A 26,548-nucleotide genomic window follows, 5' to 3' on the forward strand; every position below is an offset into this window, starting at 1 on the left:
TGCTTCCATCTGCGCCGCGGCAAGCGGTGCGCACGAGCTTCATGATCGGCCTTGTTCGGCCGGAACGGGCCGCGATCCGCCTTGTCAGCACGGGCCTTGTGCCGCAATGTACGCATCTCTACGCGAATGTGCGGGAACAGCCCGCCCGCGCCGAGCAACGGGCCGCCCATCGTGAAGACCGACAGCGAATTTTCCAGCGAAGGCAGCCGGTCGATCGCGGCGGCGGTGCGCGAGGAACTGGCGCGCCGGCGCATCTCGCGCCAGACCCTGGCCGAGAAGGCCAAGATCAGCCTGTCCACGCTGGAAAAGGCCCTGTCCGGCCGGCGCCCCTTCACCGTGGCGACGACGATCCGGCTCGAGGAGGCGCTGGGCACCCGGCTGCGCCGGCCCGAGCCGGCCGACATCGGGGCGAAGGCGGCGGCGGACCAGGCGCCGGAGCATCTCGGCTCCTATGCGCGGGCGGCGATCGCCTGGCTGGTCGGCCCCTATCTGACCCTGCGCCCGTCCTTCGGCGACGCCGAGGCGATCTTCGCCTACCGCACCGAGATCACCTGGAGCGAGGCCGCCTCCTGCCTGGTCTTCCACGAGCAGGACCGCCTCGACGCGGCGTTCAACCAGCAGGGCTGGGTGTCGGTGCCGCACCAGTCCGGGCATATCTATCTCGTCACCTCCCGGCACGGGCAATACCGCCTCGCCATGATCGGGCGCCCGACGATGACGGGCGAGATGTACGGCATCCTCACCACCCTGCGCGCCGGCCGCGGCACGCAGCTCACCCCGATCTCGACGGCGATCGCTTTGGTGCCGATGGCCGGCGGCGGCCAGGAAGAGCCCGCCCTCGGCCGCATCGCCCCGCATCACCCGAGCTATGGCGGCTACCGGGCCCATCTCGCGCGGGTGACGGACGAGGAATTCGCGCTGTTCAAGGCGGGGAACTAGGTTTTCCGCGGCCCGCAGGGGCCTATGCGTCGACTCGGCCCGCGCTTGGGGTCGATCACCGATCGACCTCTTCCCTTCCGGCGTACTCGGCGTTTCCGGGAAGGGCGATCGGTGATCGCCCCTCCAGCGTCGCGCCTTGCCCTGCGGTCCGCGCCCTTGGCGTCGGCCGCCGGCCCGGCTAAAGCAGTATCCGCAGCATCGGCAGGAGACGTCCCCCATGAAGAAGATCGGCTTTCTCTCTTTCGGGCATTGGACGCCCTCGTCGCAGTCCGAGACCCGCACGGCCGCCGACGCCCTGCTGCAATCGATCGATCTCGCCGTCGCGGCCGAGGAGCTCGGCGCGGACGGCGCCTATTTCCGCGTCCACCACTTCGCCCGCCAGCTCGCCTCGCCCTTCCCGCTGCTGGCCGCCGCGGGCGCGAAGACCCGCCGCATCGAGATCGGCACGGCGGTGATCGACATGCGCTACGAGAACCCGCTCTACATGGCCGAGGATGCCGGCGCGGCCGACCTCATCGCCGGCGGCCGCCTGCAACTGGGCATCAGCCGGGGCTCGCCCGAGCAGGTCATCGACGGCTGGCGCCATTTCGGCTATCGCCCGGCGGAGGGCCAGAGCGACGCCGACATGGGCCGGCACCATGCCGAAGTCCTGCTCGACATGCTGCGCGGCCAGGGCTTTGCCCAGCCCAATCCCCGTCCGATGTTCCCCAACCCGCCGGGCCTGCTGCGCCTCGAGCCCTATTCCGAGGGCCTGCGCGAGCGGATCTGGTGGGGCGCCGGCTCCAACGCCACCGCGGCCTGGGCGGCCAAGCTCGGCATGAACCTGCAGAGCTCGACGCTCAAGGACGACGAGACCGGCGAGCCCTTCCACGTCCAGCAGGCCGCGCAGATCCGGATCTTCCGTGCCGGCTGGAAGGAGGCCGGCCATGCGCGCGAGCCGAGGGTCTCGGTGAGCCGCAGCATCTTCCCGCTGGTCGATGATCGCGACCGCGCCTATTTCGGGCGCGGCGGCGAGGAGGCCGACCAGGTCGGCTTCATCGACGAGAAGACCCGGGCGATCTTCGGCCGCGGCTACGCCGCCGAGCCGGCCCGCCTCGTCGAGCAGCTCAGGCAGGACGAAGCCGTCGCCGAAGCCGACACGCTGCTGCTGACCATCCCCAACCAGCTCGGTGTCGCCTATTGCGCGCATGTCATCGAGGCGATCCTGAAACAGGTCGCCCCCGCGCTCGGCTGGCGCTGAGGCGCGCCCGCCGGTCGAGATGCGGCCTCTCCCGGGTGCGCGGACGTCTCGTCCGCTCTGGAAACGCCGCGCTCGAAGGTTGAAACATTGCACTTGGGGGTCGGCATCTATCCTGGGACCGCGGGCGTCTCGCCCGCTCTGGAAACGCCGCGCCCGGAGGTTGAAACGTCGCACTTGGGGGTTGGCAAGAGCGGGCGAGACGCCCGCGGTCCCAGGGAAGGCGCTCCCAGGGAAGAACGTCGGACCGGCCCGGGCACGCGTCTTCGTCGCCGCGCCCTGTCCGGGCCGGATTGCGCAAGGGAAGATCGGGGCGACGACGGCTGGTCTCGTGTCAGCCGTGGTGCGGTATAGGATCGTGGTCGTGAGGAATCGTGGCCTCGCATGTTGTGCAAGGCCGCCGTCGCCCCTTTCCCGCCAGGCCGGGGCGCGCCAACAGGCAACGCGCCGAAGCCCGGCTCTCTCCCATCGATCCGGACCAAGCCTTCGGCCTGACCCCAGAGTGCCGGACGGGAGGCATCGCCGGCGCCGGAGGGCACGGTTCCCTCCATCACCAGTCCTGCCGGACAGGCCTCGCGCCCTTCACCGCTTCCGGGCCAGGGAAGCCGTTGGGACGCGCAAGCCTCACCCACGGAACGGGCGGGACAGGGGCCTTGGCGGACGGCTTATATCTTCGCCGCACCCCGCCGGCCGGGCAGCCGGGTCCCCGTGCTGCTGCGGCCGCGGACGCTGCGGGCCGGGTTTGCCGGCCGCCGGCGTCCGACAAGGCGATCCGGCCTGGAAGGCCGGCGCCTCTCCTGTCTCGCGCGGGATCTGCGGCAGGCCCGAAGGCGGCCCGATCCCGGCACAGTTCCTCATCAAGCCCCGTGTACAGACCTGACGGCCGGGTGATCGCACACCCGGCGCTACCGGATGTCGGCGGTCCCGGCATCGCGCCTGGAGAAGACGCAATGGGGCGGTCTGCAGCGATCCCTTTCGGCGCCGGCCCAGCCATGGTTTCCAACACCATGACAGAGCGGACAGGCGCCTCAATGCGGCTGGCGCGCCGCAGGCGAACCGGGATCGGCCGGAGTGGGTGGAAGGCACGGGGCGGTATCGCGAACCTTGGCCCCGCCGCGCTTCGTTCCGAGGGAAAGTAGGCCATGGCAAAGGGCGGATGTCAAGGTTTGTACTCGTTTTGTTCCTGCCTCTGCCCTTCCCTGGGAAACACCCCCTTGCTGCAGCCGGGGTTACAGGAACGCCGATCTCTCGAAGCCGGATTCGGCCGGGCGCATGGAACCAATGACGGGCGGTATCGTTAAGTCGTAGCTTTGATATGACGCTGGCGTACCCTGCTCACGGGGTAGGCGGCGATCCGAAGAGAATGGCATCATGAAAATTTCATCCAGATTTCGCTCCATCGCCGTGGCGGCTATCGCTGCAGCAGGCATCAGTTCGGCCGGGGCCGCCTATGCCGATAGCGGCACGATCAGCTTCGCCGTCTACAAGGCTGCGTTCTTCGTGGGCGGCTCCGGCGGCCAGGGCACGCTGACCTTCCATGGCCGGCGCTATCCCGTCTCGATCGGCGGCATCTCGGGAGGCCTCGCCTTCGGCGCTTCCAAGACCTATTTCCACGGCCGGGTTACGCATATCCGTCGCGTCAGCGATGTGGCGGGCGTCTACGGTGCCGCGGGCGGCGGCGGCGCTGTCATCAGAGGCGCCCAGATGATCGTCATGACCAATGGCAAGGGCGCCCAGCTCGAACTCACCGGCAGGCAGGTCGGCCTGCAGGTCAATGCCGACGTCACCGGCCTCGCGATCACCGTCAAGTAAGGGCCTTTCCCGGGCCCCTGGGCCATGTGCGCTAATCTCGAATCGTGAAGCGCAACGCTGGGGCCTGCCCTCCCCCCTGTGGGGAGGGAATGGAAGGGTGGGGGGCGAGACACCAGGCTCGCGCGAGCAAAGTGGGCCCGTCCCCTTCCCTGCCCCGGCCAGGCTTATGCTCCGGCTGACGTAAAGATCTGAATCACGGTGACTTTGAGTGAGGATGGGCGCCGTGTCGGAGCGCCAGCCCTCCCCCAACGTCACCGTCATTGTTTGTCGCCGCCGGCTGGTTCCTTCTCGGAGGCACGCCGAAGAGATGCATCGGTATCCGAATTGGGGTATATGCCGATGGCTTCTCCGGGCGGGCAACGACACAAGGGAACTCCGAGATCATGATCATGGACGATGGGATTGCCGGTGCCGGCGAGATGGACAAGGTTGCCCGGCCGGGCCTCCGGGCGGGACTTCTCGATCGCCGGTCGTTTCTGTTCGGCTCTGCCGCCGTCGGGATGAGCGCGCTGGGGCTCGCCGGCTGCGCGACCGACGGCATGAGCCTCGCCGAGGCCGAGAAGATCTACGGGCCGGTGCCCGACGAGAAATTCCCGGTTCCGGCGGTCAATCTCGGCAAGCTCGATTCGAAATATTATCGCCGCAGGGTGCGCTACGACAGCAAGGAAGCCGCCGGCACCATCATCATCGATCCCGGCAAGCATTATGTCTACCGCATCGAAGGCGACGGCAGCGCCACCCGCTATGGCGCCAATGTCGGCCGCGCAGGCTTCCTGTGGAGCGGCGAAGCCTATGTCGGGCGCAAGGCCGAATGGGCGACCTGGACGCCGCCCAAGGAGATGATGGCGCGCCAGCCCGAGGCGCGCAAATATGCCGGTGGCATGCCCGGCGGCCTCGGCAACCCGCTCGGTGCCCGCACGCTCTACCTCTATCAGAACGGCGCCTACACGCTCTATACGATCTACAGCACCAGCGTGCCCCAATCGATCGGCACCGGCGTGACGAGCGGCTGTACCGGCCTCCTCACCCAGGACATGCTCGACCTCTATCCGCGCACGCCGGTCAAGACGAAGGTGATCGTCCTGCCGGCGTAGGCGGCGGCTTCGGCCTGCCGCGACGTTCGGATGCGTAGCCGCGGCAGGGCGGAACCCGATCGCTTCGCCTTGAAGGCATCTATGCGAAAACCGCCATCGCATTCGAACAATCGGAATTCGATGGCTCAGCCTCATTCCGCGCGACCGGGAATTGCAGCCACGCCATCGATCGCCTCAACCAGACCGTCACGATGCTGCCGGCGAAATCCGTGATGTCTCGCGAAACCTCGGGAGGCCTCGCTGAGCCCCCAAGGATATGACCGGGCTGAACGGGATAATGAACAGCCACCGCCTGCTTGGCGGCCTCGGCCGGACGGTGATCGATCTCGCGACGACCGCCCTCCGCATCGACCACGACGCCCCCTCGGGCATCCTCGCCGGCACCATCGTCGAAGGCCTCGATGCGGTGGTGCTGACGATGCTGGAGGCCCTGAACGAGGCATCCCCCGAAGCCCGGGAGCATTTCCACGCCATAACCCGCGACCGCGCAAACGTGATGCAGCCCCTCCGCCAGGCCTATCTGGCGGCCGAACCGGACCTGTCGATGGCGCAAAAGGGCGCCATTCTCATCCTGACCAACCTCGCCGAACGCGCCCTCGGGCTGCTCGGCCAATTCGCCGACCAGGAAAAGGCAACGGAGCGGGAACAGGCGGGTTGAGGGGACTGGGACGGGCAGCGACGAGGGCCGGACGGGGCGGCCCACCGCGAGGGATTGCCTGTGGGATACGCTACCGAGATGGCGCCAGGAAAAGCCATTCGCTCGCAGCCGAATAGCGGACATTCATCTCCGCGCCCCTAAGTGGACATTCACTTACTCTGGCGTCGATCCCGAAAGCTGACGTCTATTCATATAGCGACGATCGCGCGTTTGAGTGGGAAGCCGACTGGCAGCCTTTCGCGGGAAGAACGAGTTACCCGACACTCCGCTACTGCGGGGCGACCAGCTGCTAGTACCTCAATTCTAGCTAAGCACTTCTCTCAGCCGCATCCGGCGCCAAAGCCCTCGGCTGATCGCCACCATCTTCGTCGGCGTCTTCGACGATGACACCTTCCAGAAACTGGCTATGTTTTTCCTGCAGATATCTGATCGCGGTACTTTCGTCGGCGGAATGCTGCAGATGCTCTTGGAAGAACTGAAGCCGAGCCCGATTTTCCTCGATGAGCTCGCCCCAGGTCTTGATACCGACGATATGCCGCGGCCCCCGCGCGATCAGGCGGCGCTCGCGATCTGGACCACTTTCGATCTCATGCTTTGCGAAGTCGTCATAGGCGTTGGAGACCAGCCAGAAGTGCCAGCGCACGCCGTCGACGGTCGAGAACCGCTCGTCTGACGTGACGGCGATCGCGTATTTTTTTGCCTGCGTGATCTCGTCGGCGCCGATCTTCACCTTCGGCGCCTTGAGCTCGACGATCATGTGCTCAATGTCGTTGGCACGATGCCGTCGCGTCGAGCGCGAGAACATCAGGTCGATGATGCCGCGCGCCTTGCCGATCACTTTCACTGGCTCGTCGATCGCGATGTTCGGATCGAGATGGTCGCGATGCTTTTCGAGGACGCGACGGAGATCCTTGTCGCTCACCCAAAGGTTATACTCCTCGCCGAACACCCAGGTATTTTCGGCGAGGATTTTGTGGAGCTGGGTGCGTTCCTTCAATCGGCCTTTGGTTTCCGGGTCGAAGACGATCGACTCGAGCGCGGATATGAACTTCAGTCGATCGGCGACGGTCTTGGCGGCGGTGATGATCGCGGACAGCGTCGTTTCCTGCAGAAGGTTCGCAAGCTCCTTCTGCTTACGGGCCGGCAGGTCCAGAACCTCCTTCAGGATGAGCTGCAACTCCTCCGGTCCGCGCTCGATGGCGTTGCGCAGCATGCGAAGGTGCAGCGCCTTCGCCTTTGCCGAGCTGATGCCAAGATCGGGCGCAAGCTCCTGAACCTGGACCGCGACGATGTCGAACACCTGACGCTCGACCTTCTCGACGGCGTTCTGCGGCGTGCCGCGATAGGGATAGACGTCTTCGGCGATCCACTCGTCGACCAAGGATCGCGCCTTTTCCGCCGATTTTTCGCGAAAATAGTCCTTGATTGCCGAGCGGGCATTTTCGACGGCTGCGCTCAGCAGGGGATCCATCTCCGAGAGCGCAACGCGTTCTTCGTTGTGCAATTCCTCGACATAGGTAGATTTCAGATATGCGGAGAAAGAGAAGCCGGGAATGTGGAAGCGCGTTTCGACTTGATCGAACGGAAAGCCGCTCGCGGAGCAGAGATAGAGGACTCGCCGCGCATCCGTTCGCCATTCGATGACTTCGAGCTCGACATCGTGCCGGGCGCCATCATCCTTCTCGATTGGCGGCAGTGACGCTTTGTGGTGACTGGCGATAACATTCTCGGGATCGAGCCTATGGCCGGTGATCGAGATCGACACGCCTCGATAGTTCATCAGGTAGAGCGCGAAAATCTCGTTCAGGTCCTGAAGGCCGTCTTCGCTCTCGAAGGTCTTGAAATCACGCCGGAGGTCGTCGATTTCGACGATGACCCCCGTTGAGCGCCCGGGTGCTGGCGCTTCCTCGGTGATGGTGACGTCGGTGAGATCGGCCTCGAGGAGCCGGACCTCGAACGCCTTACGCCCGGACGGATCGTCATAGCAGACCTTCCAGGTGACCGACTGGCCGATGGCGAACGCCTTGTAGCGGCCGCGCCCTTCCTGGCCGTGGATCATGCGGTGGTTGCGCTTGGTCTGGCGAACGTGGCGTTTCCACGAGCCGCCGAGATTACCGAACAGCGCACGGGCGTCGCTGCGGGAAAATCCGTCACCATTGTCGTAGACGACGATTTTCGACATGCCGCCTGCGAGATCGTTGTGCGCGAACTCGACCGATACCTCGGTGGCGTCGCCATCGAGGCTGTTCCATAGCAACTCCGCAAGCGCAGGCACCGGCTTCGCCTTGGTCTGCCGCGCGACGAAATCATCTCTCACCGCGACGGATACATGTTCCTCGCCGGCCATTTACCCTCCCGAGCCCCTAACCGGGCCAGTTTCCCACGCCGACCGCGCCGAGCGACGACGTTCAGCGTTCGTTGTTGTCATCCTCGTATCCGGAATAGTCATCTTCCGGCGCATAATATTCGGCAGCGTCGTAGACTTGCGTTTTCTTGTAGCGATCGCTTAAGCCAACCACCGCGAGACGCGACAGGCCGTTTATCTTGAGCCCGCACGCGACGCATTCGAACCGTTCAGGCAGAAATTCCTGGGTTTCGGTGATCTCGCCGTCGCTCAGCCGTTGCTGTGGCGCGGAGACCGGTTCGCCCCAAACGAGTGCCTGGGAGGTGCAGGCGGGACAATCGACGCGATGGCCGGCATGCCGCGTGGCCCAGACCGCTGCCTGTGTGGTCAGTGTGTCGCGCTCATCGCTGGGCTTGGCGAGCCAGACCTTTTTGTGGGCATCGACTTCGCCCTTCACCGCCTTCGCGCTTTCGTCGACTGCGGCGGCGATCAATTTCGTCGCGACATTCGCCTCCTCCTCCCCGAGGAAATCCTTAAGCGTCGCACCCATGGAGGCGAGGAGAATCTCACAGGTTTGATAGAAGCGCGGCTGCCAGGACGATCCCTTTACCCCGTCGAAGGCAAGCTCGCCGGAATGAAGCTCGGCGTTGCGGCGGCCCGTGTGCTGGACGCCAAAGCTTTCATGCTCTTTGGCGAAATCCGGGAGGATGGCAGTGAGCCGCTTGAAGACCTCGCTGACGGCGATCGATTTTGGCGCGAACCGCTCCTCCGTGGGCGTGAAACCCAGCGCGTGATACAAGCTCGACCAGCTCTTGTCGGTGTCCGCGATCAGGGCGGGACTGACATTGGCGAGCGCGGCGCGGGCGAGAAATTCGAGCGCAAGGCTGGACCACAGGGCATATTCCCAGTCGTCGCTGTTGAATGCGCTTATATGCTGGATGTAGCGCTCTGCCTTGAGATAGAGCGCGTCCGGATCGCACGAGGCCGGCGTCGCGCCGGGTGAAATTGACTTCTTCAATGCAGCGCCTCCAGATACACGCGCTCGATCGCCCGGCTTTCGCCCCCTGGAAGGATCGGCGAGCGGGCATGCAGCATCCGCCAATTGTCGATCAGGAGCGTGTCGTGAGTTTTGGCCAGCGACATCGCCGTCGGCGTGCATGTCGAAAGCCATTCGCGAACACGGAGGTCGGCGGCTTCGCCGATCCTGCTCGCCGGTTTCAGGAAAACCTCGTCCCAGCGAACCCGCACGACATCTTCGACAGGCTCGCAAAGGCGCAGGAGCGAGATGCTCCCGTCACGCGGTCTTCGCGGTTTGAAGATGGCGCGCGCCAGAATGTCGAGGGTGACGGCGTCGATAAGGTCGTGCCCGTCGATCAGCAACGTCGGGATATCTGAATAGCCAGCGACGCAACGCAAAAGGAGGTAGCGCGGTGGCGTGCGCCAGTGGGCGAGATCTGAATGAAAAGGGAAACGATTGAGGCCGAAAATGCCGCTATAGCTGTTCGGCGCAGCCTCGCTGAGCGGCACGAGCGTCTGGACGAGTCCATCTTCCCATGGTTCCAAGGGCTTGCCAAAATCCTCCGCTATCTCGACGATGCTGTCGTTCGGCCGATGACTGCTGAAAAATATGTAGCCGCTTTTGCGGATCTCGTCTCTGATTTCTAATGACATTCTGGCACGCGGTGTTTGGCACGACGCACAGCAACCTCCTCTTTGGTCAACCTTTTTGCTGGAAGTGTACAGCGCGTATTTGCTCAGGATCAACGTGCGTAATATGGTAGGGACATTTCCGTCGAAACGGCAGACAAGAGGTCGGCTGCAGAAGGGCAGCTTTCTCGTAACTGCCGTGAAGGCTCGACAGTCCGATTACGGCCCCACAGCGGACGCTCCCAACGTCTCAGAAGGGGTCAATAGCCAGATTTCACCCACCCATCCCGAATGGACGCAATGGCTACAAAGGAGACATGCGTCCCAATCCTTCGAGATCCCCCCCGCCCCTACCTCTGCCCCGGCCGCTCCCTTGACAGCCCCTTGTCCTGCAGCTCGGCCAAATAAGCCGCCCAGCGGGTTTCCTTCTCGCGCCCCAACTCAGCCAGATAGGTCCAGGTGAACAATCCCGTATTGTGCATGTCGTCGAAGCCGAGGCGCACGGCGTAGTTGCCGACGGGGTCGACGCTGAGGATGGTGACGTTGATCTTGCCGCCCACCGTCTTGCGCTCGGCGGCGCTGTGGCCCTGGACTTCGGCGCTGGGCGACATCACGCGCAGGAATTCGGCGCCGAGGGCATAGGTCTGCCCGTCGTCGAAGCTGACGGTCAGCGTCTTCTTGTCCTCGGAGAGGCGCAGTTCGGTCGGCCAGGCGGTCATGTCGTCATCCCCTCGCGATCGGCCCGCGGCATCGCCTTGCGGCCGGCGCGGGGCCGCGCGCTTGAAAATGCGCGCCTGCGGGCCACATAGGAGGTGGAACAGGGAGGCGCAAGGCGGATTTGCACAAGCCGGCTTTACGCCCCCACGCTATTGCCCTTACAAGAAACAAACGGGGGATATGCCCCTTGGAGTCGACGACGTGCTGGATGATCGCGTAATGGCAGCGGGCCTGCCGATGATCGACCCCTTTGGCCGTTCCATCGACTATCTGCGAGTCTCGGTCACCGACCGCTGCGATTTCCGCTGCGTCTACTGCATGTCCGAAGACATGACCTTCCTGCCGAAGAAGGACCTGCTGACGCTGGAGGAGCTCGACCGGCTGTGCTCGGCCTTCATCGCCAAGGGCGTGAGGAAGCTGCGCCTGACGGGCGGCGAGCCGCTGGTGCGCCGGGACATCATGACGCTGTTCCGCTCGCTGTCGCGCCATCTCGACAGCGGCCGCCTGCAGGAACTCACGCTCACCACCAACGGCTCGCAGCTGGCGCGTTTCGCCGCCGAGCTGAAGAGCTGCGGCGTCGAGCGCGTCAACGTCTCGCTCGACACGCTCGACCCCGACGCCTTCCGGGCCATCACCCGCTGGGGCGACCTTGCCAAGGTGCTGGAGGGCATCGACAAGGCGCAGGAGGCCGGCCTCGCCGTCAAGATCAACGCCGTCGCCGTCAAGGGCATGACCGAGACGGAAGCGTTCCGGCTGATCGAATGGGCGCATGGCCGCGGCATGGACCTCACCTTCATCGAGGTGATGCCGCTGGGGGACGTCTCCGGCCATCGCGTCGACCAATATCTGCCGCTCTCGGTGCTGCGCGCCCAATTGCTCGACCGCTACACCCTCGAGGACATCCCCTATGCCACCGGCGGGCCGGCCCGCTATGTCCGCGTCGCCGAGACCGGCGGGCGGCTCGGCTTCATCACGCCGATGACGCATAATTTCTGCGAAAGCTGCAACCGCGTGCGGATCACCTGCACCGGCACGCTGTTCATGTGCCTCGGGCAGGAGGATGCCGCCGATCTCAGGTCGCCGCTGCGCGCCTCCGAATCCAACGGCCTCCTCGACGAGGCCATCGACCGGGCGATCGCCCGCAAGCCCAAGGGGCACGACTTCATCATCGACCGCCGCACGAAGCAGCCCTCGGTGAGCCGCCATATGAGCATGACGGGCGGCTGAAGCATGAGCGGCACGTTCGACGTCATCGTCGTCGGTCTCGGCGGCATGGGTTCGGCCACCTGCTACCAGCTCGCCAAGCGCGGCGTGCGGGTGCTGGGCCTGGAGAAGTTCGAGATCGGCCACGCCATGGGCTCCTCGCACGGGCTGACGCGCATCCTGCGCCTCGCCTATTTCGAGGGCTCGGCCTATGTGCCGCTGGTGCGCCGGGCGCGCGACCTGTGGATCGAGACCGGCAAGGCGGCCGGCGAGCCATTGTTCTTCGAGGTCGGCGCCCTCGACATCGGGCGGCAGGGCTCCGGCATCGTCGAGAACGCCGAGACGGCCTGCCGCGACCACGGCCTCGCCTATGACCTGCTCGACCGCGAGGCCATCGCCCGGCGCTTCCCGGCCTTCCGGCCGGGCGCCGACCATGTCGGCCTCTACCAGCCGCAATCGGGCTTCGTCGCCTCCGAGCGCGCCATCATCGCCCATACCGCCCTCGCCTTGCATCACGGCGCCGAGATCCATGGCTGCGAGGCGATGCTCGGCTGGGAAGCCACCGCCGGCGGCGGCGTGCGCGTGCGCACCGACCAGGGCACCTATGAGGCGGGCCGGCTCATCCTGTCGCCCGGCGCCTGGATCGGCGACATCGTTCCCGCGCTGAAGCCCTCGGCCACGGTGATCCGCCAGACGCTCGGCTGGTTCAGCCCGCTGCAGCCCGCGCTGTTCGCGCCCGAGCGTTTCCCGGTCTTCACCCTGGAGACGGAGGGCGGCCATTTCTACGGCTTTCCGCTCTGGCAGCATCCGGGCTTCAAGCTCGGCTCGCCGCATTACGGCAACGACGTCTACGATCCCGACACGCCGACGCGCCTGCCCTCGCCCGGCCACCGCGAGCAGCTGCGCGCCTGCCTCGCCGACTACATCCCCGCGGCGAACGGCTCGCTGCTCGGCCTCAAGGCCTGTATGTACACGATGACGCCGGACGAGCATTTCATCATCGACACCCTGCCCGGCTGCGAGCAGGTCGTCGTCGCCTCGCCCTGCTCGGGGCACGGCTATAAATTCGCCAGCGTCATCGGCGAGGTGCTGGCCGACCTCGCCACGCGGGGCGCCAGCCCCTTCGATCTCTCGATGTTCTCGCTGCAGCGTTTTATCGGGCGCTAAACCGATTCATCTTTGCCAAATCGCGGCGAAATGCATAGATGGGGCATCCTCTTCGCCGCCTCGTGCCGCCTGAGCGCCCTGCCCGCCGCCGCCCCTCCCGGGGCGCGGCCGCCGGGGCCCGGCTGCCTCGCGACGGCCGCCCGAAGCATCGCTGGACATGACACTCGCCCGCTCTCCCTGGTCCGGCATCGCCTCGATGGTCCTCGCGACGGGCCTGTTCATCGTCAGCGACAGCCTGATGAAGCTCGCCGCGCACGACATGCCGTTCTTCCAGGCCGTCTTCCTGCGCAGCCTGTTCGGCCTCGTCTTCTGCGCCGGCCTCGTCGGCCTCTCCGGCCAGTGGCGCAGGGCCGGCGGCGCCCTGCATTGGCGCTCCTTCGCGCGCGGCGCCGGGGAGGCGGCGGCAACCTTCGTCTACATCATCGCCCTCGCGCAGATGCCGATCGCCGATGCCATCGCCATCGGCCAGACGGCGCCGCTCCTGATGATCCTGGCGCTCGCGCTCGTCTTCGGCGAGCGCATCGGCGCGCAGAGGGCGGTGCTTGTCTGTCTCGGCTTCCTCGGCGCGGTGCTCGTCGCCCAGCCCGGCGCCTCGGGCCTGTCGCCGGCGGCGCTCTTCGCCTTCCTCACGGCGGCGATCGTCGTGCTGCGCGACCTCGTCGCCCGCGGCATCCCGGCCTCGATCCCACCTTTCGTGGTGATGCTGACGACCTCGGCCGTCATGGCGGCGACCACCGGCTATGCCTCGTTCCACACGGGGGGATGGATCCCGCCGGCGGCGCCGCAATGGCTGATGATGATGGCCTCGGGGCTCGCGGTGATGCTCGGCCAGGTATCGATCTTCATGAGCTACCGCAACGCCCCGGCAAGCGTGGTGGCGCCCTTCTATTACAGCTTCACCCTGTGGGCGGTGATCGCCGGTTTCGTCGTCTGGCGCGAGATCCCCAATCCCCTCGCCCTCGCGGGCATGGTGCTGATCGTCGCGAGCGGGCTGGCGCTGCTGCTCGCCGCGCCTCGCCGGGTCGAGGCGGTCGCCTGATGTCCAGCCTCGCCGTCATGCCCGCCGATGCGGCGACACAGCGCGCCAACCAGCGCGGCATCCTGCTGATGATCGCCGCAATGGGCTGCTTCCTCGCCAACGACACCTTCGTCAAGCTCGGCACGGCGCTGATGCCGTCCAGCGAGATCATGGCGCTGCGGGGCGTGTCGGCCTCGCTCTTCGTGTTCGGGCTCATCCTCGCCAACGGCATGGGCCGGCAGCTGCACCGCCTCGCGCAGGGGCCGATCGCCCTGCGCGGCTGCATCGAGGTTATGGTGGCGCTGAGCTCCATCGTCGGCCTCGCCCATGTGCCGATCGGCACCGCGACGGCCGTCGGCCAGACGGCGCCGCTGATCCTGCTGGCGCTGTCGGCGCTGGTGCTGAAGGAAAGCGTCGGCCGGCGGCGCTGGCTGGCGGTCCTCGCCGCCTTTGCCGGCGTGGTGCTCGTCGCCCACCCGACCGCGCGCGGCCTCAACCTCTTCGTATTCGCCACTTTGCTCAGCGCCTCGCTGACGGCGATGCGCGACATCGCCACCCACCGCATGGCCGCCGGCATCCCGACGCTGCTGGCGACCCTCGGCACCACGATCATCGTCTCGCTGGCGGGCTTTGCCGGCGCGGCGGTCGAGACCTGGCAGCCGCTTTCCCCGGCGATGGTGCTGGTGCTCCTGTTCGGCGGCTTCAGCCTCGCCGGCGGCCATGCGCTGGTGATCGCCGCCTATCGCGGCGCCGAAGTGTCGGTGGTGACGCCGTTCCGCTATTCGAGCATCGCCCTGTCGGTGCCGGCCGGGCTTGCGGTGTTCGGCGACCGGCCCGATCTATGGGCGGGCACCGGCATGGCGCTGATCGCCGCCACCGGCCTCTATACCGCCCAGCACGAATTTCGCCGCCGGCGGGCGATCGAGGCGGCCCTCGCCGAGGGCCGGTAACGGGAGAGGATGGAGCCGATGCCGGAACTCATGGTCGAACGCCTGGATGCCGTCTGCACGCTCGCTCTGGACCGCCCGGCCCGGCTGAACGCCCTCACGGCGTCCCTCCATGCGGAGCTGCGCGCCGCGCTCGACGAGGCCGCCCGCGACGAGGCCGTCGCGGTCATCGTGCTCACCGGCAGGGGCCGGGCCTTCTCCTCCGGCCAGGACCTCACCGAAAGCCTGCCGCACGACGAGAACGGCGTCGTCGACCTCGGCCAGGCCCTGCAGCGCGACTACAACCCGCTGATCCGCCGCATCATGGCCTCGCCCAAGCCGGTGATCGCCGCGCTCAACGGGCCGGCGGTCGGTGCGGCGATGAACATCGCCCTCGCCTGCGACATCGTGCTGGCGGCGCGCTCGGCGAGCCTGCAGCAGGCCTTCGCCCGCATCGGCCTTATTCCGGATGCCGGCGGCACCTGGCTGCTGCCGCGCCTCGTCGGCGCCAAGCGGGCCCTCGCGCTGATGCTGACCGCCGATCCGATCACGGCGACGGAAGCCGAGCGCCTCGGCCTCGTCTACCGCGTGTTCGAGGACGAGAGCTTCGCCGCCGACGTCGCCGCCTTCGCCGCGAAGCTGGCGAAGGGACCGGGCCTGGCGATGCGGCTGACGCGCGAGGCGGTGCTCGCCAGCGCCGGCAACGACCTCGAGGCCCAGCTGGCGCTCGAGGCGGCGCTGCAGACGCGGGCCGGCGCGTCGGATGATTTCGCCGAGGGCATCGCGGCCTTCCTCGACAAGCGCCCGCCCCGCTTCCAGGGACATTGACGCCGGCGACGATTGCCGTTTCTTAACGTGAACTGCTAAGAAGCTGCCTGTAACTTTCGCCCGACGACGGGCCGTCGTGAACCGAGGATATGCCGTGAGCAAGTCGCGCTGGATCTGGATCGCCATCCTTGCGGTGTTCGCGATCGCCTCCGCCTATCTGATGAGCAATCCGGAGCTGTCGAGCCGCTACATGCAGGCCCAGCGCGACGCGGCGCTGTCGGCGGACACCAAGGAAATCATCATGGTGGTGATCGCGCTCGCCATCGCCGCCTATGTCGGATGGTTCTTCCTCATCCGGCGCAACTGAAGGCGGCGGCTGTGCGGGACCCCGGACAAACGAAACCCCGCCATTTCTGACGGGGTTGCCTTGCGACAGGAGCCGGGATCGAACCGTTGCGGCGAAACGCCGGCTTCTTCATTTCGACGCGCCATCCCTCCAGTACATCCGTGGTAGGGCCGCTTCATCGATTGAGTATCCGAACGCGTCCGTCCCGATCACTCTGTACCCTATGTAGGGCACGCTGCCGGAGAATACAAGGGCGCGCGCCCGATCATTCCTTGTCGAGGCGCGCGATGAGGCTGGAGGTGTCCCAGCGCCGGCCGCCCATGACCTGGACATCGCCGTAGAACTGGTCGACCAGGGCGGTGACCGGCAGGCGGGCGCCGCTCTGCCGCGCCGCGTCGAGGCAAATGCCGAGATCCTTGCGCATCCAGTCGACGGCGAAGCCGAAGGCGAAGGAGCCTTCGCGCATGGTCTTCCAGCGGTTCTCCATCTGCCAGGACTGGGCGGCGCCCTTGGAGATGACGCCGATCACCCGCTCGATATCGAGCCCGGCCTTCTTGGCGAAATGCAGGCCTTCGGCGAGGCCCTGCACCACGCCGGCGATGCAGATCTGGTTGACCATCTTCGCCAGCTGCCCGGCGCCGGGCGGCCCGATCAGCTCGCAGGCGCGGGCGTAATGGGCGATCACCGGCTGCGCCGTGGCATAGACGGCCTCCTCGCCGCCGCACATCACGCTGAGCACGCCGTTCTCGGCGCCGGCCTGGCCGCCGGAGACCGGGGCGTCGACGAAGCCGAGGCCCGCCTTCGCGGCCTCGGCATGGAGCTCGCGCGCCACCTCGGCGGAGGCCGTCGTATGGTCGACGAAGATCGCGCCCGGCTTCATGCCGGCAAAGGCGCCGGCGGCGCCGAGCGTGACGGAGCGAAGGTCGTCGTCATTGCCGACGCAGGCGAAGACGATATCGGCGCCCGACGCCGCCTCGGCCGGCGTCGGCGCGCTGCGATGGCCGAACTTCTCCACCCAGGCCTGCGCCTTGGCGGGGCTGCGGTTATAGACCGTGACGTCGTGTCCGCCGCGAAGGACGAGATGGCCGGCCATGGGAAAGCCCATGACGCCAAGCCCGAGGAAGGCCAATTTCATCGTTCAAAACTCCTGAAAGGTCGGTCGACCGGGGTCCCCCGGGGCGGCTGGGCCGAGACCGACGGCAGGCCTTCTACGCCGCCGCCGCCGTTTCCCCGGGCATGGCTCCCGCTTTAGCCCCGATGGGCGCATGCCGCAAATGCCGCGTCATGCGGTTCTCCATCGCATCCCACAGGCGACGGATGGCCTCGACCGTGACGAGATAGATGATCGCGGCCCATAGATAGACCTCGAAGTCATAGGTGCGCGAGAAGACCAGCCGGGTCTGCCCCATCACGTCGAGGACGGTGGCGAGCGAGGCGACCGAGCTGCCCTTGATCACCAGGATGAGCTCGTTGCCGTAGGGGCGGAGGCTGACGATCAGCGCCTGCGGCAGCACGATCTTGCGGAAGATCTGGGCCGGATGCAGCCCGAGGGCCTGCCCGGCCTCGCTCTGCCCCCGCGCGACGGATTCGATGCCGCCGCGCAGGATCTCCGCCTGATAGGCGGCCGTGTTGAGCGAGAAGGCGAAGATGACGTAATAGAAGCCCTCGCGGAAATATTTCCACAGGCCGAGATCCTCGAGGGCGGGGCGACAGGCGAGGAAGAGCGTGCCGAGCCCGGCATAGATCAGGAACAGCTGGGCGAGCTGCGGCGTGCCGCGGAAGACATAGATGTAGCCGGCCGCCAGATTGCGCAGGACCGGGTTCCTCGACATTCGCGCCATGGCGAGGGGACAGGCGATCGCCGCCCCGATCGGCATGGTCAGGACGACGATCAGCAGCGTCGTGCCGCATCCGGCGATCATCTTCGCGCCGTAGGTCGTCATCATGCCGGTGTCGAAGCCGACGGCGCCCGCCAGCCACAGAAAGCCGGACGCAAGCCCTTCCATCTCAGGCCCTCGCCCGCACGAGGCCGCGATCGCCGCGCATTTCCAGCCATTTGATCGCCTGCCCGGACGCCAGAGCCATCAGCAGATAGACCACGCAGCAGAGCAGATAGAATTGGAACGAATAGCTCGGATTGGCGATCACCGCGGTCTTGCTGATATACATGAGATCCCTGAGGGCGATGACGGAGACCAGCGAGGTATCCTTGAGCAGGATCATCCAGTTGTTGCCGAGGCCGGGAAGGGCCAGCCTGACGAGCTGCGGGAACACCACCAGGCGGAAGCATTTGGCGCGGCTCAGCCCGAGGGCATAGGCGCTCTCCCGCTGGCCGCGGGGGATGGCCCTGAGCGCGCCCAGCCAGACCTCGCCGGAGAAGGCGCCGAGCACGAGGCCGAGCGCCACCATGCCGGCGACGAAACTGTTGACCTGGACGTTCGGGTTCTCGCCGAGCACCGGGGTCAGCAGCCTGTTGAGAAGGCTCTGGCCGCCGTAATAGACGATCAGGATGGTCAGGAGTTCGGGAAGCGAGCGGAACAGCGTCGTGTAGAGATTGCTGGCCGCCCCCGCCAGCCAATTGCCGCTGGCTCTCGCCAGCGCCATGACGAGGCCGATGAGGAGGCCGAACGGCAACGTGCACACGGCGAGGGCGAGCGTCAGGCAGGCGCCCCGGAAGATCTCATCGCTCCATCCCTTGTCACCCCATTGGAGCAGGCTCAAGAACTGGTCCATCGGCACCTGCAGACATGGAAGGACGCCGCCGCCCTTGCGGAGGCCCGGGCGGCGGATTCGACGCTTCGCCGATCAATAGATCGAGAAGGGGAAATATTTGTCGTTGATCTTCTTGTAGGTGCCGTCGGCGACGATCTCGGCGATCGCCTTGTTGAACTTGTCGACGAGGTCGGCGTCTTCCTTGCGGACCGCGATGCCGGCGCCGGTGCCGAAATACTTGGCGTATTTCCCCATGTCGACGACCTGCTTGATCTCGCAGCACGAGGCTTCCGGCTTGCCCAGCCAGGCCTGCAGCACCGTCCTGTCGGCGATTTCGGCATCGAGGCGGCCGGCGGCGAGATCGGCGTTGACCTCGTCCTGCGTCGGATAGAGCTTGACCTCGGCGCCGCCCGGCTGGATCTCGCCTTCCAGGAAGTTGGCGTGGATCGAGGAGGACTGCGCGCCGACGACCTTGTCCTTCAGGCCTGCGGCGTCCCAGGAGGCGATCTTGGAATCCTTCGGCGCGACGAAGACGGGAGGCGTCTGGTAATATTTGTTGGTGAACGCCACCTTCTTCTTGCGCTCCTCGGTGATCGACATCGACGCGACGATGGCGTCGAACTTGCCGGCCAGGAGCGCGGGAATGATGCCGTCCCAGTCCTGTGCCTGGAAGGTGCAGGTCGCCTGCATCTTCTCGCAGAGCGCCTTGGCGATATCGACGTCGAAGCCGACGAGATTGCCGGCGCTGTCCAGGCCGTTGAAGGGAGGATAGGCCCCTTCCGTGCCGATGCGGATCGTCTTCCAATCCTTGGCGGCGGCCATGCCGGTGAATGCGGCGAACGCGATGGCGGCCGCGCCGATGAGGTTGATGAAGCGCATGGTTGTGTTCCCCCTGTTCCTGGTCCGCCGGCAACGCGGGGGCGCCGCCGGCTCGGAGCCCTGGCGAGGAATGAAGCACCGCTATCGCCGGGGTGCAACGGGGCAAGCCGCCGATTCGACGTAAAGCGTCGGTAAAACTTGCCGCCTCGCCGGGCCGCGCCTCGGTTTGAATTCCGTCGCCGTGCTTTTTTGTAAGCTTCCGTTCCGTCAGGCGGATGAGCCGAGGCATCGACATACGTCCGCACCAAACGCGCCCTCTACCGCCTCAAGGTATTTTGATGCCTGACGGTAAAAATTTGACACTTGAGACCCAAGAGCGAAAGGCTCGCTCGCGCTCCATTGCGGTCGTTCAAGACCGACCGACACTCATCGCAAGGCGCTCATTCAGATCCCGCTCATCAGCCAATGATCCGAGCTTCCTGCACATAGCCGAAGGCGCCCTTGCCCGGCCAGGCTCGTCCGTCGGGGTAGCGCAATTCTATTCCGGCGAGGTCCTTCTCATCCGCCAAACGCATATTGACGCCCATCTGGACGTTGCCAAACTTCGATACGGCGCTTGCGGTCAAAGTAAAATGTGTCGTCGAACCACAATTTTCACAGAAACGGATTTCTGCAGCCGGGTCTTCCTTGTCTTCCCGGCTATATGCCTTCGTCGTTCCCACGACGCTGACTTCCGACGGATGGAAATAGGCCCAGCGGGCGCCCGACTTGCTACAAAGCGTGCAGTTGCACTCGTTGATGAAGTCCGGTCGCTTCGAGATTTCGACGCGGACTTGGCCACAGAGGCAGGATAGCTTCAACATTTCCGATGTCATATCAGCGGAGCCGCTCGCCTGGTAGAGGCCGTTCGACTTCGATCGCGTCGGCAGGCGCTTCTGCCCTGAGGCCGGGTGAAGGGGCTCGGATTTCGAACCGAGACACGACGCCTAGCCGCGATTGCGCCGCCGCGTGCGCGTGCGCACGGCAATCTGCTCGTCGAAGGCGCTGCGCGCGGCGCGCAGGCTCGGCGTGTCGTCGAAGCGCCCCGGCAGGCAGGCCATCAGCGCGAGCCTCTCGGGCTCTGACATCTCCACCCACGCACCGATCTCGCCGCTGCTGCGGCCGCAGCCGATGCAAAAGCCGCTGGCCGGATCGATCCGGCAAATCGCGACGCAGGGCGTGGAGGTTGTCTGCATGCCCTGAAGATAGGGACTGCCGGCGCCCACGTCCATGGCCGGCGGCGGATCGCAAGCGCTTCTCCCGGCCGGCGGCGCGTCTTGGCGGGTCCGCTACCGCCCGAGGGGCGCCAGCACCGCGGCGGCGAAGGCGATCTCCGCCAGCACGGTCGCGGCGCCGCACACATCGCCCGTCTGCCCGCCGATCTGGCGTTTGGCCAGCCGCGTCACGCCATAGGCGGCGAGGAAACCGAAGGCGGGCGCCGCCAGGCTGGAGGGATGGCGCGTCGCGCCATAGGCCAGAAGGGCGGCCAGCGCGAATCCGAGGGCGGCCCCGATGCCCCAATTGGCCCTCGAGAGGCGCCCGGATGCGGCGCCGGCGCCGTCCGTCCGCGCCGGCGGCAGCATGGCCAGGGGCAGCAGGCCGGCAATGCGCGAGACGCCGGCCCCGCCCATGAGGACGAGGGCGGCGGCAACCGGTCCGGCGGCGTGGACGAGGTCGCCGAGGATCGATATCCGGGCTGCGATGGCGAGCATCAGCGCGGTGGCGCCATAGGCGCCGATGCGCGAATCCCGCATGATCTCGAGCTTGCGCGCCGGCGTGCGCCCGCCGCCGAAGCCGTCGGCGACATCGGCCAGTCCGTCCTCATGCATGGCGCCGGTGACGACGGCCATGGCGGCGACGGCGAGGATCGCAGCCTCCACGGGCGGCAGGCCGACGCCGCAGCCGGCGAGCAGCGCCACGGCTCCGCCGAGGCCGAGCACGGCGCCGGCCAGCGGGAGGACGGGCGCGAGCCGTTCCATGTCGGGCGGGCCATGCGGATCGGCCTCGCCGGACAGCACGGGCACGGGCAGGCGCGACCAGAAGCGCAGGGCAGCCGTGACTTGGGCGAGAAGCTGTCTCAATGCGCACCCGCGGGAGGGAAGGACGCGCCTTGATAGCCGCCAAGCCGCAAGCCCGCCAGCGGGAAACGCCGGGCGTCGTCTGCGGGGGACGGCGGGTCGTCTGCCGGCCTTTGCGCCGGACCATCCCGGCGCTATAAGCGCGGCGTCCCCTCCCGCCCCGCCCGGGGCCCGATCGAAAGCCCGCTCCGATGGCCCCTGCCGGCACCGCCCTGCCCTTCGACGATATCCGCGACCTCGCCCGCGCCATGCCGGACCTCGATGCCGACGCCCTCGCCCGGGTCCGCCAGCGCGACGGCCAGCTGACCAAGCCGCCCGGCAGCCTCGGCCGGCTCGAAGCGATCGTCGAATGGCTCGCCGCCGTGCAGGGCAAGGCGCCGCCGAGCGTGTCGCGCCCGCTGGTGGCGATCTTCGCCGGCAATCACGGCGTCGTCGCCCATGGCGTGTCGCCCTATCCGCAGGAGGTCACCCGCCAGATGCTGGAGAACTTCTCGGCCGGCGGCGCCGCCATCAACCAGATCTGCTCGACCTTCGACATCGGCCTCAAGGTGTTCGACCTCGCTCTGGACATCCCGACCGGCGACATCACCTGCGAAGCCGCGCTGGACGAGAAGGCCTGCGCCGCCACCATGGCGTTCGGCATGGAAGCGGTGTCGGGCGGCATCGATCTGCTGGTGCTCGGCGAGATGGGCATCGGCAACACCACCATCGCGGCAGCGATCTATCACGGGCTCTATGGCGGCGAGGCGGGCCATTGGGTCGGCCGCGGCACCGGCATCGACGATGCCGGGCTCGGGCGCAAGATCGAGGCGGTGCGCCAGGCGGTGTCCTTCCACCGCGACCATCTCGGCGATCCCCTCGAATTGCTGCGCCGGCTCGGCGGGCGCGAGATCGCGGCCATGGCGGGCGCCATCCTCGCGGCGCGCAGCCAGCGCATCCCGGTGGTGCTGGACGGCTACGTCACCTGCGCCGCCGCCGCCGTGGTGCACGCCATGGATCCGGCCCTGCTCGATCACTGCGTGGCGGGCCACGTCTCGGCGGAAGGCGCCCATGCCGACGTGCTCCGGCGCCTCGGCAAGCCGCCGCTGCTCGATCTCGGCATGCGCCTCGGCGAGGGATCGGGCGCGGCCCTGGCGGTGGCGCTGATCAAGGCCGCCCTCGCCTGCCACACGGGCATGGCGACCTTCGCGCAGGCCGGCGTCACCGACAAGGCGTGAGCCCGGCCAGGCCGGGGGAGGTCGGCCGGGATCAGCCTCGTTCCGCCCCGAAGTGGTCACGATCGGACGTTAGAATCGCTGCTGTCGAAGGGAGCATCTTGATGTTCAGATCAATTCTCGTTGCCGCGGCGGCGTTCGCTTGTGCGGTACCCGCTTTTGCCGGCAGCAAGAATTTCCCGCAATGCAGCCAGTATGGCGAAGGTTTCGTCTACTCGCCGGACACCGGCATGTGCATCAAGGTCAGCGGCGAGTTCCGGGCCGATTACAATTTCGGGAAGACGAACAGCCCGTTCGGCTCCTCGGTCGCCGGCACCGCCGATGTCAGGGGCGATACCGGGTTCGGCCCCTTCCGCGCCGTGGTCGAGCCGCGCGCCAGCAAATATTGATCCCGATCCGGTCGGCGCCGTGTCTTTTCGCACAGCGCGGCGGGGCCCTCATGCCCGCTTATGCCTTGCCGGCAGGACATGCCGGTCCTGCCTGGTGCGGCGGCGGCGCGGTTTGGCCGTCGTCCGGTCATTTTGACGGGGAAGACCTCGCCCGATCCCAATGATTGAGATGAAGCAATAAGATGGAATGCAGTCCCTTGATGCAACCTGAAGCAGAGAGATCGAACGGTGCTGCAGTTACGGTTGAGCGAGGGCGATTTTCAGGGCGGGCGGACGGCTATGCCGCACCGGTCGCAGGCACGTTGTGCCCGGCGCCGGCCGGCGCCATGCGCGTGACGGTCATCGGCTGCGGCGACGCCTTCGGTTCGGGCGGCCGCTACAACACCGCGACCCTCGTCGAGGCGAGGAATGCGGCGAACGGCGCGCGAGGCGCAGAAGGCCGGGACGGCCCCGTCTGCCTTCTCGACTGCGGCGCCACGACGATGACCGCCATCAACGCCATGGGGGTCGACCCGGACCGCATCGACCTCATCGTGCTCACCCATCTGCACGGCGACCATTTCGGCGGCATCCCCTTCCTGCTCCTCGATGCCCAATGGGTGCGCAGGCGCACGCGCCCGCTGCGGATCATCGGGCCGCCGGGCACCGTCGACCGCCTCCACGTCATGATCGAGGCCCTGTTCGCCGGCTCCTCCCTCGATACGCCCTGGAGCTTTCCCTGGAGCGCGGAGGACATGACGCCGGGCACGCAGCAGACGGCGGCCGGCTTCACCATCATCACCGCCGAAGTGAGCCATCCCTCCGGCTCGCCGGCCACCGCCGTGCGCCTGGAGGCGGCCGGCAAGGCGTTCGTCCATTCCGGCGACACCGAATGGACGGAAGCGCTGCCCGCGATCGCGGCGGGCGCCGACCTGCTGTTCCTCGAATGCTTCGCCGTCGAGGCGACCCCGCCGCATCTCGACTATGCCCGGCTGCTCGCCAATCGCGAGGCTTTCGACGCGGAGCGGGTCGTGCTCACCCATATGGGGCCGTCCATGCTCGACTACCGCGGCAATGTCGACCGCGATCTGTTCGAACTGGCCGAGGACGGGCTGGTCTTCGATCTCTAGGGCAAAGCGCGTTTAGGCAGAAGCGGCGCTTTGCTCTAGCTCTTTGTTTTTCGACGCGTCTTTGCGTTTTGCCGATTCCGTCAAAACGCAAAACGCTCTAAAGCAAAATGCCTTCGAGCCGGAGCGGATCACCAGAACAACGCATTGGCATTGAAGGCATTTTGCGATTCTGGCTGATTCGATCTGAAGACGGAACGCTGTGAGCCGGCCGCGCGCCGCCTACATCGGCGGCGCCGCTCCGTCCTGCCCGATCGAGACGCTGCTCGCCTTCCAGCCGCCGCCAGCGGACTGGGCGACCACGAAGACGGCGACGCCGGGCTTGATCTGCGCCCGCTGGCCGGGACCGAACTCGACGATCGGCACGTCCGGCGGAATGGTGATCCTGCGGCTGCCGCTGGGAAAGGCGAGCGTCAGCTCGCGGCCCTTGGCGTCGCTGGTCACCTCGCCCTCGACCGTGCCGTTGGTCATGCGCGAGCCCGGCTCCGAATCCCAATCGCGCTCGCCCTCGCCGCTCTTGACGCCGGGCGGAAAGACATGGACTTCGAGCGAGCGGCCGCTGCCATCGGCCTGGGGCATCTGCGCGGTGCCGATGAAGCTGCCGGGGTGGATGGCCTCCACGCCGATCGGCACGAGCACCCTGACGGTCCAGTCCGGCGCGAGGGTGACGGCGGTCACCGTGCCGTCCTTGCCCCTGACGCCGAGGGTCTGGCCGTCGAGGGTCGCGACGACGCCGCGAATGCCTTTGCGCGTCTCCTGCGCGCCGGCGGGAAAGGCCAAGGCGAGCATGAGCGCAGCGCCGGTGAGGGTGGAAAATCGCATGGCTGAAACTCCGAGCCCAGACCCGGGCCGGAGCATAGAGCTTCGCCGCATCAGGGCGATTCACGTTGGCGCGAGCACGATGCGGGCAAGGGCAGGCTTACGCCGCCTGGGCTTCGCCCCCCCGCCGCAGAGAGGCTTCGCGCACATGGGCCGCCGCGTCGAGCAGGACATCGAGGCCGGCGCCCGGCTTGACCGCCTCGGTGGCGAGGTGGCGGCGGAACAGGCGCGCGCCCGGACGGCCGGGGAACAGGCCGAGCATGTGGCGCGTGATCGAACTCAGCCGCACGCCCTGCGCCAGCTGCGCTTCCACATAGGGCGCCATCGCCTCGATCGCCTCGAAGCCGTCGGCGACAGGCGGCGCCTGCCCGAACAGCACGGGATCGACGGAAAGGAGGATCTCGGGGTTCTGATAGGCCTCCCGCCCGACCATGACACCGTCGAGCCGGGCGCAATGGCCCTGCCAGTCGGCGACCTGCCGGATGCCGCCATTGATGGCGACGGGCAGATCGGGGTTGGCCTGCTTCAGGCAATAGACCCGATCATAGTCGAGCGGCGGCACGTCCCGGTTCTCCTTCGGGCTGAGCCCCTTCAGCCAGGCCTTGCGCGCATGGACGACGAGGGCGTCGACGCCGGCCGCACGCACGGCCGCGGTGAGGCTGTCGAGCGCCTCCTCCGGATCCTGCTCGTCGATGCCGATGCGGCATTTGACGGTGACCGGCAGCGATACCGCGGCCTTCATCGCCGCGACGCTCTCGCCGACGAGCCCGGGCTCGGCCATCAGGCAGGCGCCGAAGCGCCCTTCCTGTACCCTGTCCGAGGGGCAGCCTACATTGAGGTTGATCTCGTCATAGCCGAGATCGGCGCAGATGCGGGCGGCGCGCGCGAGGTCGGCCGGATGGGAGCCGCCGAGCTGCACGGCGACGGGATGCTCCTCCTCCGAAAAGCCGAGCAGCCGCGCGCGATCGCCATGGATCACCGCACCGGTGGTCACCATCTCCGTATAGAGCAGCGCGCGCCTCGACAGCACGCGGTGGAAGAACCGGCAATGCCTGTCCGTCCAATCCATCATGGGGGCGATGGAAAAGCGCAAATATTCGTAACTACCCATTTCGATTCCGATTTGGGGGGCTCTCAACCCTCCATTTTCATTCGATTTCGGCCCTTATAGCGGCTTTCTCGATTCCATCGCGCGCTGGGCGTAACGTCGTATCGAGGGAACGGGAAGCCGTACCGCTTCGGACCCGGCGGCCATGAGCAGGTCTTAGCACGAAAACGCAAGGATGGCTCTATCGGCCGCCGCGCGATCGCGATCGAGCGGGATGGCGAGATCGTCGATGGGAAGGCCAGAACCTTCGATCGAAGCAGGCTGAGGATGCCCCGCATCGGCTTGTTGGCGACGGAGCAGGCGGAGCTGCCGCCTCTCGGAAGTGTCGGGCTCGAAGACGATGCCGAACGTCGGCTCCATTCTTCGGAGGGCCCCGGAAGAAAGGCCC

27 protein-coding genes are annotated in these 26,548 nt (G+C 66.9%); 14 read left to right on the plus strand and 13 right to left on the minus strand.

Annotated elements, in window-relative coordinates:
• Positions 1-171 precede the first annotated feature (171 nt).
• The 5 genes from J3R73_RS20420 (at position 172) to J3R73_RS20440 (ending at position 5,740) form a co-directional block, all read left to right on the plus strand.
• Positions 172-939, plus strand: a complete 768-nt coding sequence (locus J3R73_RS20420) for a helix-turn-helix domain-containing protein (protein ID WP_370879968.1) — start codon at positions 172-174, stop codon at positions 937-939.
• A 217-nt stretch (positions 940-1,156) separates the two neighbouring features.
• Positions 1,157-2,179, plus strand: a complete 1,023-nt coding sequence (locus J3R73_RS20425) for an LLM class flavin-dependent oxidoreductase (protein ID WP_307431059.1) — start codon at positions 1,157-1,159, stop codon at positions 2,177-2,179.
• A gap of 1,368 nt (positions 2,180-3,547) precedes the next feature.
• Complete coding sequence (locus J3R73_RS20430; protein ID WP_307431062.1) at positions 3,548-3,988, plus strand: lipid-binding SYLF domain-containing protein; 441 nt, start codon at positions 3,548-3,550, stop codon at positions 3,986-3,988.
• 383 nt (positions 3,989-4,371) lie between these two features.
• Positions 4,372-5,082 (plus strand): L,D-transpeptidase, encoded by a 711-nt coding sequence (locus J3R73_RS20435; RefSeq protein ID WP_307431065.1) that lies wholly within the window; start codon positions 4,372-4,374, stop codon positions 5,080-5,082.
• Between the two features lie 277 nt (positions 5,083-5,359).
• Positions 5,360-5,740, plus strand: coding sequence for a hypothetical protein (locus J3R73_RS20440; protein WP_307431068.1), 381 nt, complete (start codon positions 5,360-5,362; stop codon positions 5,738-5,740).
• Positions 5,741-6,047: 307 nt separating this feature from the next.
• Here J3R73_RS20440 and J3R73_RS20445 read toward each other — a convergent pair whose 3' ends face one another.
• The 4 genes from J3R73_RS20445 to J3R73_RS20460 all read right to left on the minus strand — a co-directional run bounded on the left by J3R73_RS20445 (position 6,048) and on the right by J3R73_RS20460 (position 10,450).
• A complete protein-coding gene (locus J3R73_RS20445) occupies positions 6,048-8,087 on the minus strand; it encodes an ATP-binding protein (protein ID WP_307431071.1) in 2,040 nt (679 codons plus the stop codon).
• A gap of 61 nt (positions 8,088-8,148) precedes the next feature.
• Positions 8,149-9,102, minus strand: a complete 954-nt coding sequence (locus tag J3R73_RS20450) for a hypothetical protein (protein ID WP_307431074.1) — start codon at positions 9,100-9,102, stop codon at positions 8,149-8,151.
• Complete coding sequence (locus J3R73_RS20455; RefSeq protein ID WP_307431079.1) at positions 9,099-9,755, minus strand: Fe(II)-2OG oxygenase family protein; 657 nt, start codon at positions 9,753-9,755, stop codon at positions 9,099-9,101. The genes J3R73_RS20450 and J3R73_RS20455 overlap by 4 nt, the downstream gene beginning before the upstream one ends.
• Positions 9,756-10,081: 326 nt before the next feature.
• Positions 10,082-10,450, minus strand: a complete 369-nt coding sequence (locus tag J3R73_RS20460; RefSeq protein WP_307431082.1) for a gamma-butyrobetaine hydroxylase family protein — start codon at positions 10,448-10,450, stop codon at positions 10,082-10,084.
• Between the two features lie 229 nt (positions 10,451-10,679).
• Between J3R73_RS20460 and moaA the strand changes: the two genes are divergently transcribed.
• The 6 genes from moaA (at position 10,680) to J3R73_RS20490 (ending at position 15,897) form a co-directional block, all read left to right on the plus strand.
• Positions 10,680-11,675, plus strand: coding sequence for a GTP 3',8-cyclase MoaA (gene moaA, locus J3R73_RS20465; RefSeq protein WP_370880107.1), 996 nt, complete (start codon positions 10,680-10,682; stop codon positions 11,673-11,675).
• A 3-nt stretch (positions 11,676-11,678) separates the two neighbouring features.
• Entirely contained in the window at positions 11,679-12,818 is a 1,140-nt protein-coding gene (gene solA / locus J3R73_RS20470; protein ID WP_307431083.1) for an N-methyl-L-tryptophan oxidase, read from the plus strand.
• A gap of 157 nt (positions 12,819-12,975) precedes the next feature.
• On the plus strand, positions 12,976-13,857 hold the full coding sequence (locus J3R73_RS20475; protein ID WP_307431085.1) for a DMT family transporter: 882 nt from the start codon (positions 12,976-12,978) through the stop codon (positions 13,855-13,857).
• Positions 13,857-14,786 (plus strand): DMT family transporter, encoded by a 930-nt coding sequence (locus J3R73_RS20480; protein WP_307431087.1) that lies wholly within the window; start codon positions 13,857-13,859, stop codon positions 14,784-14,786. The genes J3R73_RS20475 and J3R73_RS20480 overlap by 1 nt, the downstream gene beginning before the upstream one ends.
• Positions 14,787-14,804: 18 nt before the next feature.
• A complete protein-coding gene (locus J3R73_RS20485) occupies positions 14,805-15,590 on the plus strand; it encodes an enoyl-CoA hydratase-related protein (protein ID WP_307431091.1) in 786 nt (261 codons plus the stop codon).
• A 94-nt stretch (positions 15,591-15,684) separates the two neighbouring features.
• Entirely contained in the window at positions 15,685-15,897 is a 213-nt protein-coding gene (locus J3R73_RS20490; protein ID WP_307431094.1) for a hypothetical protein, read from the plus strand.
• 244 nt (positions 15,898-16,141) lie between these two features.
• On the opposite strand, the gene J3R73_RS20495 is transcribed toward J3R73_RS20490, so the two are convergent.
• From J3R73_RS20495 to J3R73_RS20525, 7 genes are all read right to left on the minus strand, one after another.
• The gene (locus J3R73_RS20495) at positions 16,142-17,011 is read right to left on the minus strand and encodes an NAD(P)-dependent oxidoreductase (RefSeq protein ID WP_307431097.1); all 870 of its coding nucleotides are present in this window, start codon (positions 17,009-17,011) and stop codon (positions 16,142-16,144) included.
• Between the two features lie 73 nt (positions 17,012-17,084).
• Positions 17,085-17,882 carry an ABC transporter permease gene (locus tag J3R73_RS20500; RefSeq protein WP_370879969.1) on the minus strand — a complete coding sequence of 266 codons (798 nt, stop codon included), beginning with the start codon at positions 17,880-17,882 and terminating at the stop codon, positions 17,085-17,087.
• A 1-nt stretch (position 17,883) separates the two neighbouring features.
• On the minus strand, positions 17,884-18,609 hold the full coding sequence (locus J3R73_RS20505) for an ABC transporter permease (protein ID WP_307431099.1): 726 nt from the start codon (positions 18,607-18,609) through the stop codon (positions 17,884-17,886).
• 72 nt (positions 18,610-18,681) lie between these two features.
• Positions 18,682-19,467, minus strand: a complete 786-nt coding sequence (locus J3R73_RS20510; protein WP_307431102.1) for a lysine/arginine/ornithine ABC transporter substrate-binding protein — start codon at positions 19,465-19,467, stop codon at positions 18,682-18,684.
• A gap of 398 nt (positions 19,468-19,865) precedes the next feature.
• Positions 19,866-20,270 carry a GFA family protein gene (locus tag J3R73_RS20515; RefSeq protein WP_307431106.1) on the minus strand — a complete coding sequence of 135 codons (405 nt, stop codon included), beginning with the start codon at positions 20,268-20,270 and terminating at the stop codon, positions 19,866-19,868.
• Between the two features lie 123 nt (positions 20,271-20,393).
• A complete protein-coding gene (locus J3R73_RS20520) occupies positions 20,394-20,678 on the minus strand; it encodes a DUF1289 domain-containing protein (protein WP_307431110.1) in 285 nt (94 codons plus the stop codon).
• Positions 20,679-20,735: 57 nt separating this feature from the next.
• Entirely contained in the window at positions 20,736-21,527 is a 792-nt protein-coding gene (locus J3R73_RS20525) for an adenosylcobinamide-GDP ribazoletransferase (protein ID WP_307431113.1), read from the minus strand.
• Between the two features lie 188 nt (positions 21,528-21,715).
• On the opposite strand from J3R73_RS20525, the gene cobT reads away from it, so the two are divergent.
• The 3 genes from cobT (at position 21,716) to J3R73_RS20540 (ending at position 24,236) form a co-directional block, all read left to right on the plus strand.
• On the plus strand, positions 21,716-22,741 hold the full coding sequence (gene cobT / locus J3R73_RS20530; RefSeq protein WP_307431116.1) for a nicotinate-nucleotide--dimethylbenzimidazole phosphoribosyltransferase: 1,026 nt from the start codon (positions 21,716-21,718) through the stop codon (positions 22,739-22,741).
• A gap of 101 nt (positions 22,742-22,842) precedes the next feature.
• Positions 22,843-23,127 (plus strand): porin, encoded by a 285-nt coding sequence (locus J3R73_RS20535; RefSeq protein ID WP_307431122.1) that lies wholly within the window; start codon positions 22,843-22,845, stop codon positions 23,125-23,127.
• A 326-nt stretch (positions 23,128-23,453) separates the two neighbouring features.
• A complete protein-coding gene (locus J3R73_RS20540) occupies positions 23,454-24,236 on the plus strand; it encodes an MBL fold metallo-hydrolase (protein ID WP_307431125.1) in 783 nt (260 codons plus the stop codon).
• A 219-nt stretch (positions 24,237-24,455) separates the two neighbouring features.
• Here J3R73_RS20540 and J3R73_RS20545 read toward each other — a convergent pair whose 3' ends face one another.
• Positions 24,456-25,055, minus strand: coding sequence for a hypothetical protein (locus tag J3R73_RS20545; RefSeq protein ID WP_307431126.1), 600 nt, complete (start codon positions 25,053-25,055; stop codon positions 24,456-24,458).
• Between the two features lie 97 nt (positions 25,056-25,152).
• On the minus strand, positions 25,153-26,163 hold the full coding sequence (gene dusA, locus J3R73_RS20550; RefSeq protein ID WP_307431129.1) for a tRNA dihydrouridine(20/20a) synthase DusA: 1,011 nt from the start codon (positions 26,161-26,163) through the stop codon (positions 25,153-25,155).
• Positions 26,164-26,548: the final 385 nt, after the last annotated feature.

The organism is Labrys monachus (genome assembly GCF_030814655.1).
GTDB classification, from domain to species: Bacteria; Pseudomonadota; Alphaproteobacteria; order Rhizobiales; family Labraceae; genus Labrys; species Labrys monacha.

What these genes read in the sequence shown, in the direction of transcription:
- J3R73_RS20425 (WP_307431059.1), top strand. Translation starts at nt 1,157, where the DNA reads ATGAAGAAGATCGGCTTTCTCTCTTTCGGGCATTGGACGCCCTCGTCG.
- J3R73_RS20430 (WP_307431062.1), top strand. Translation starts at nt 3,548, where the DNA reads ATGAAAATTTCATCCAGATTTCGCTCCATCGCCGTGGCGGCTATCGCT.
- J3R73_RS20435 (WP_307431065.1), top strand. Translation starts at nt 4,372, where the DNA reads ATGATCATGGACGATGGGATTGCCGGTGCCGGCGAGATGGACAAGGTT.
- J3R73_RS20440 (WP_307431068.1), top strand. Translation starts at nt 5,360, where the DNA reads ATGAACAGCCACCGCCTGCTTGGCGGCCTCGGCCGGACGGTGATCGAT.
- J3R73_RS20445 (WP_307431071.1), bottom strand. Translation starts at nt 8,087, where the DNA reads ATGGCCGGCGAGGAACATGTATCCGTCGCGGTGAGAGATGATTTCGTC.
- J3R73_RS20455 (WP_307431079.1), bottom strand. Translation starts at nt 9,755, where the DNA reads ATGTCATTAGAAATCAGAGACGAGATCCGCAAAAGCGGCTACATATTT.
- J3R73_RS20460 (WP_307431082.1), bottom strand. Translation starts at nt 10,450, where the DNA reads ATGACCGCCTGGCCGACCGAACTGCGCCTCTCCGAGGACAAGAAGACG.
- solA (WP_307431083.1), top strand. Translation starts at nt 11,679, where the DNA reads ATGAGCGGCACGTTCGACGTCATCGTCGTCGGTCTCGGCGGCATGGGT.
- J3R73_RS20475 (WP_307431085.1), top strand. Translation starts at nt 12,976, where the DNA reads ATGACACTCGCCCGCTCTCCCTGGTCCGGCATCGCCTCGATGGTCCTC.
- J3R73_RS20480 (WP_307431087.1), top strand. Translation starts at nt 13,857, where the DNA reads ATGTCCAGCCTCGCCGTCATGCCCGCCGATGCGGCGACACAGCGCGCC.
- J3R73_RS20485 (WP_307431091.1), top strand. Translation starts at nt 14,805, where the DNA reads ATGCCGGAACTCATGGTCGAACGCCTGGATGCCGTCTGCACGCTCGCT.
- J3R73_RS20495 (WP_307431097.1), bottom strand. Translation starts at nt 17,011, where the DNA reads ATGAAATTGGCCTTCCTCGGGCTTGGCGTCATGGGCTTTCCCATGGCC.
- J3R73_RS20500 (WP_370879969.1), bottom strand. Translation starts at nt 17,882, where the DNA reads ATGGAAGGGCTTGCGTCCGGCTTTCTGTGGCTGGCGGGCGCCGTCGGC.
- J3R73_RS20505 (WP_307431099.1), bottom strand. Translation starts at nt 18,609, where the DNA reads ATGGACCAGTTCTTGAGCCTGCTCCAATGGGGTGACAAGGGATGGAGC.
- J3R73_RS20510 (WP_307431102.1), bottom strand. Translation starts at nt 19,467, where the DNA reads ATGCGCTTCATCAACCTCATCGGCGCGGCCGCCATCGCGTTCGCCGCA.
- J3R73_RS20515 (WP_307431106.1), bottom strand. Translation starts at nt 20,270, where the DNA reads ATGTTGAAGCTATCCTGCCTCTGTGGCCAAGTCCGCGTCGAAATCTCG.
- J3R73_RS20520 (WP_307431110.1), bottom strand. Translation starts at nt 20,678, where the DNA reads ATGGACGTGGGCGCCGGCAGTCCCTATCTTCAGGGCATGCAGACAACC.
- cobT (WP_307431116.1), top strand. Translation starts at nt 21,716, where the DNA reads ATGGCCCCTGCCGGCACCGCCCTGCCCTTCGACGATATCCGCGACCTC.
- J3R73_RS20535 (WP_307431122.1), top strand. Translation starts at nt 22,843, where the DNA reads ATGTTCAGATCAATTCTCGTTGCCGCGGCGGCGTTCGCTTGTGCGGTA.
- J3R73_RS20540 (WP_307431125.1), top strand. Translation starts at nt 23,454, where the DNA reads ATGCGCGTGACGGTCATCGGCTGCGGCGACGCCTTCGGTTCGGGCGGC.
- J3R73_RS20545 (WP_307431126.1), bottom strand. Translation starts at nt 25,055, where the DNA reads ATGCGATTTTCCACCCTCACCGGCGCTGCGCTCATGCTCGCCTTGGCC.
- dusA (WP_307431129.1), bottom strand. Translation starts at nt 26,163, where the DNA reads ATGGGTAGTTACGAATATTTGCGCTTTTCCATCGCCCCCATGATGGAT.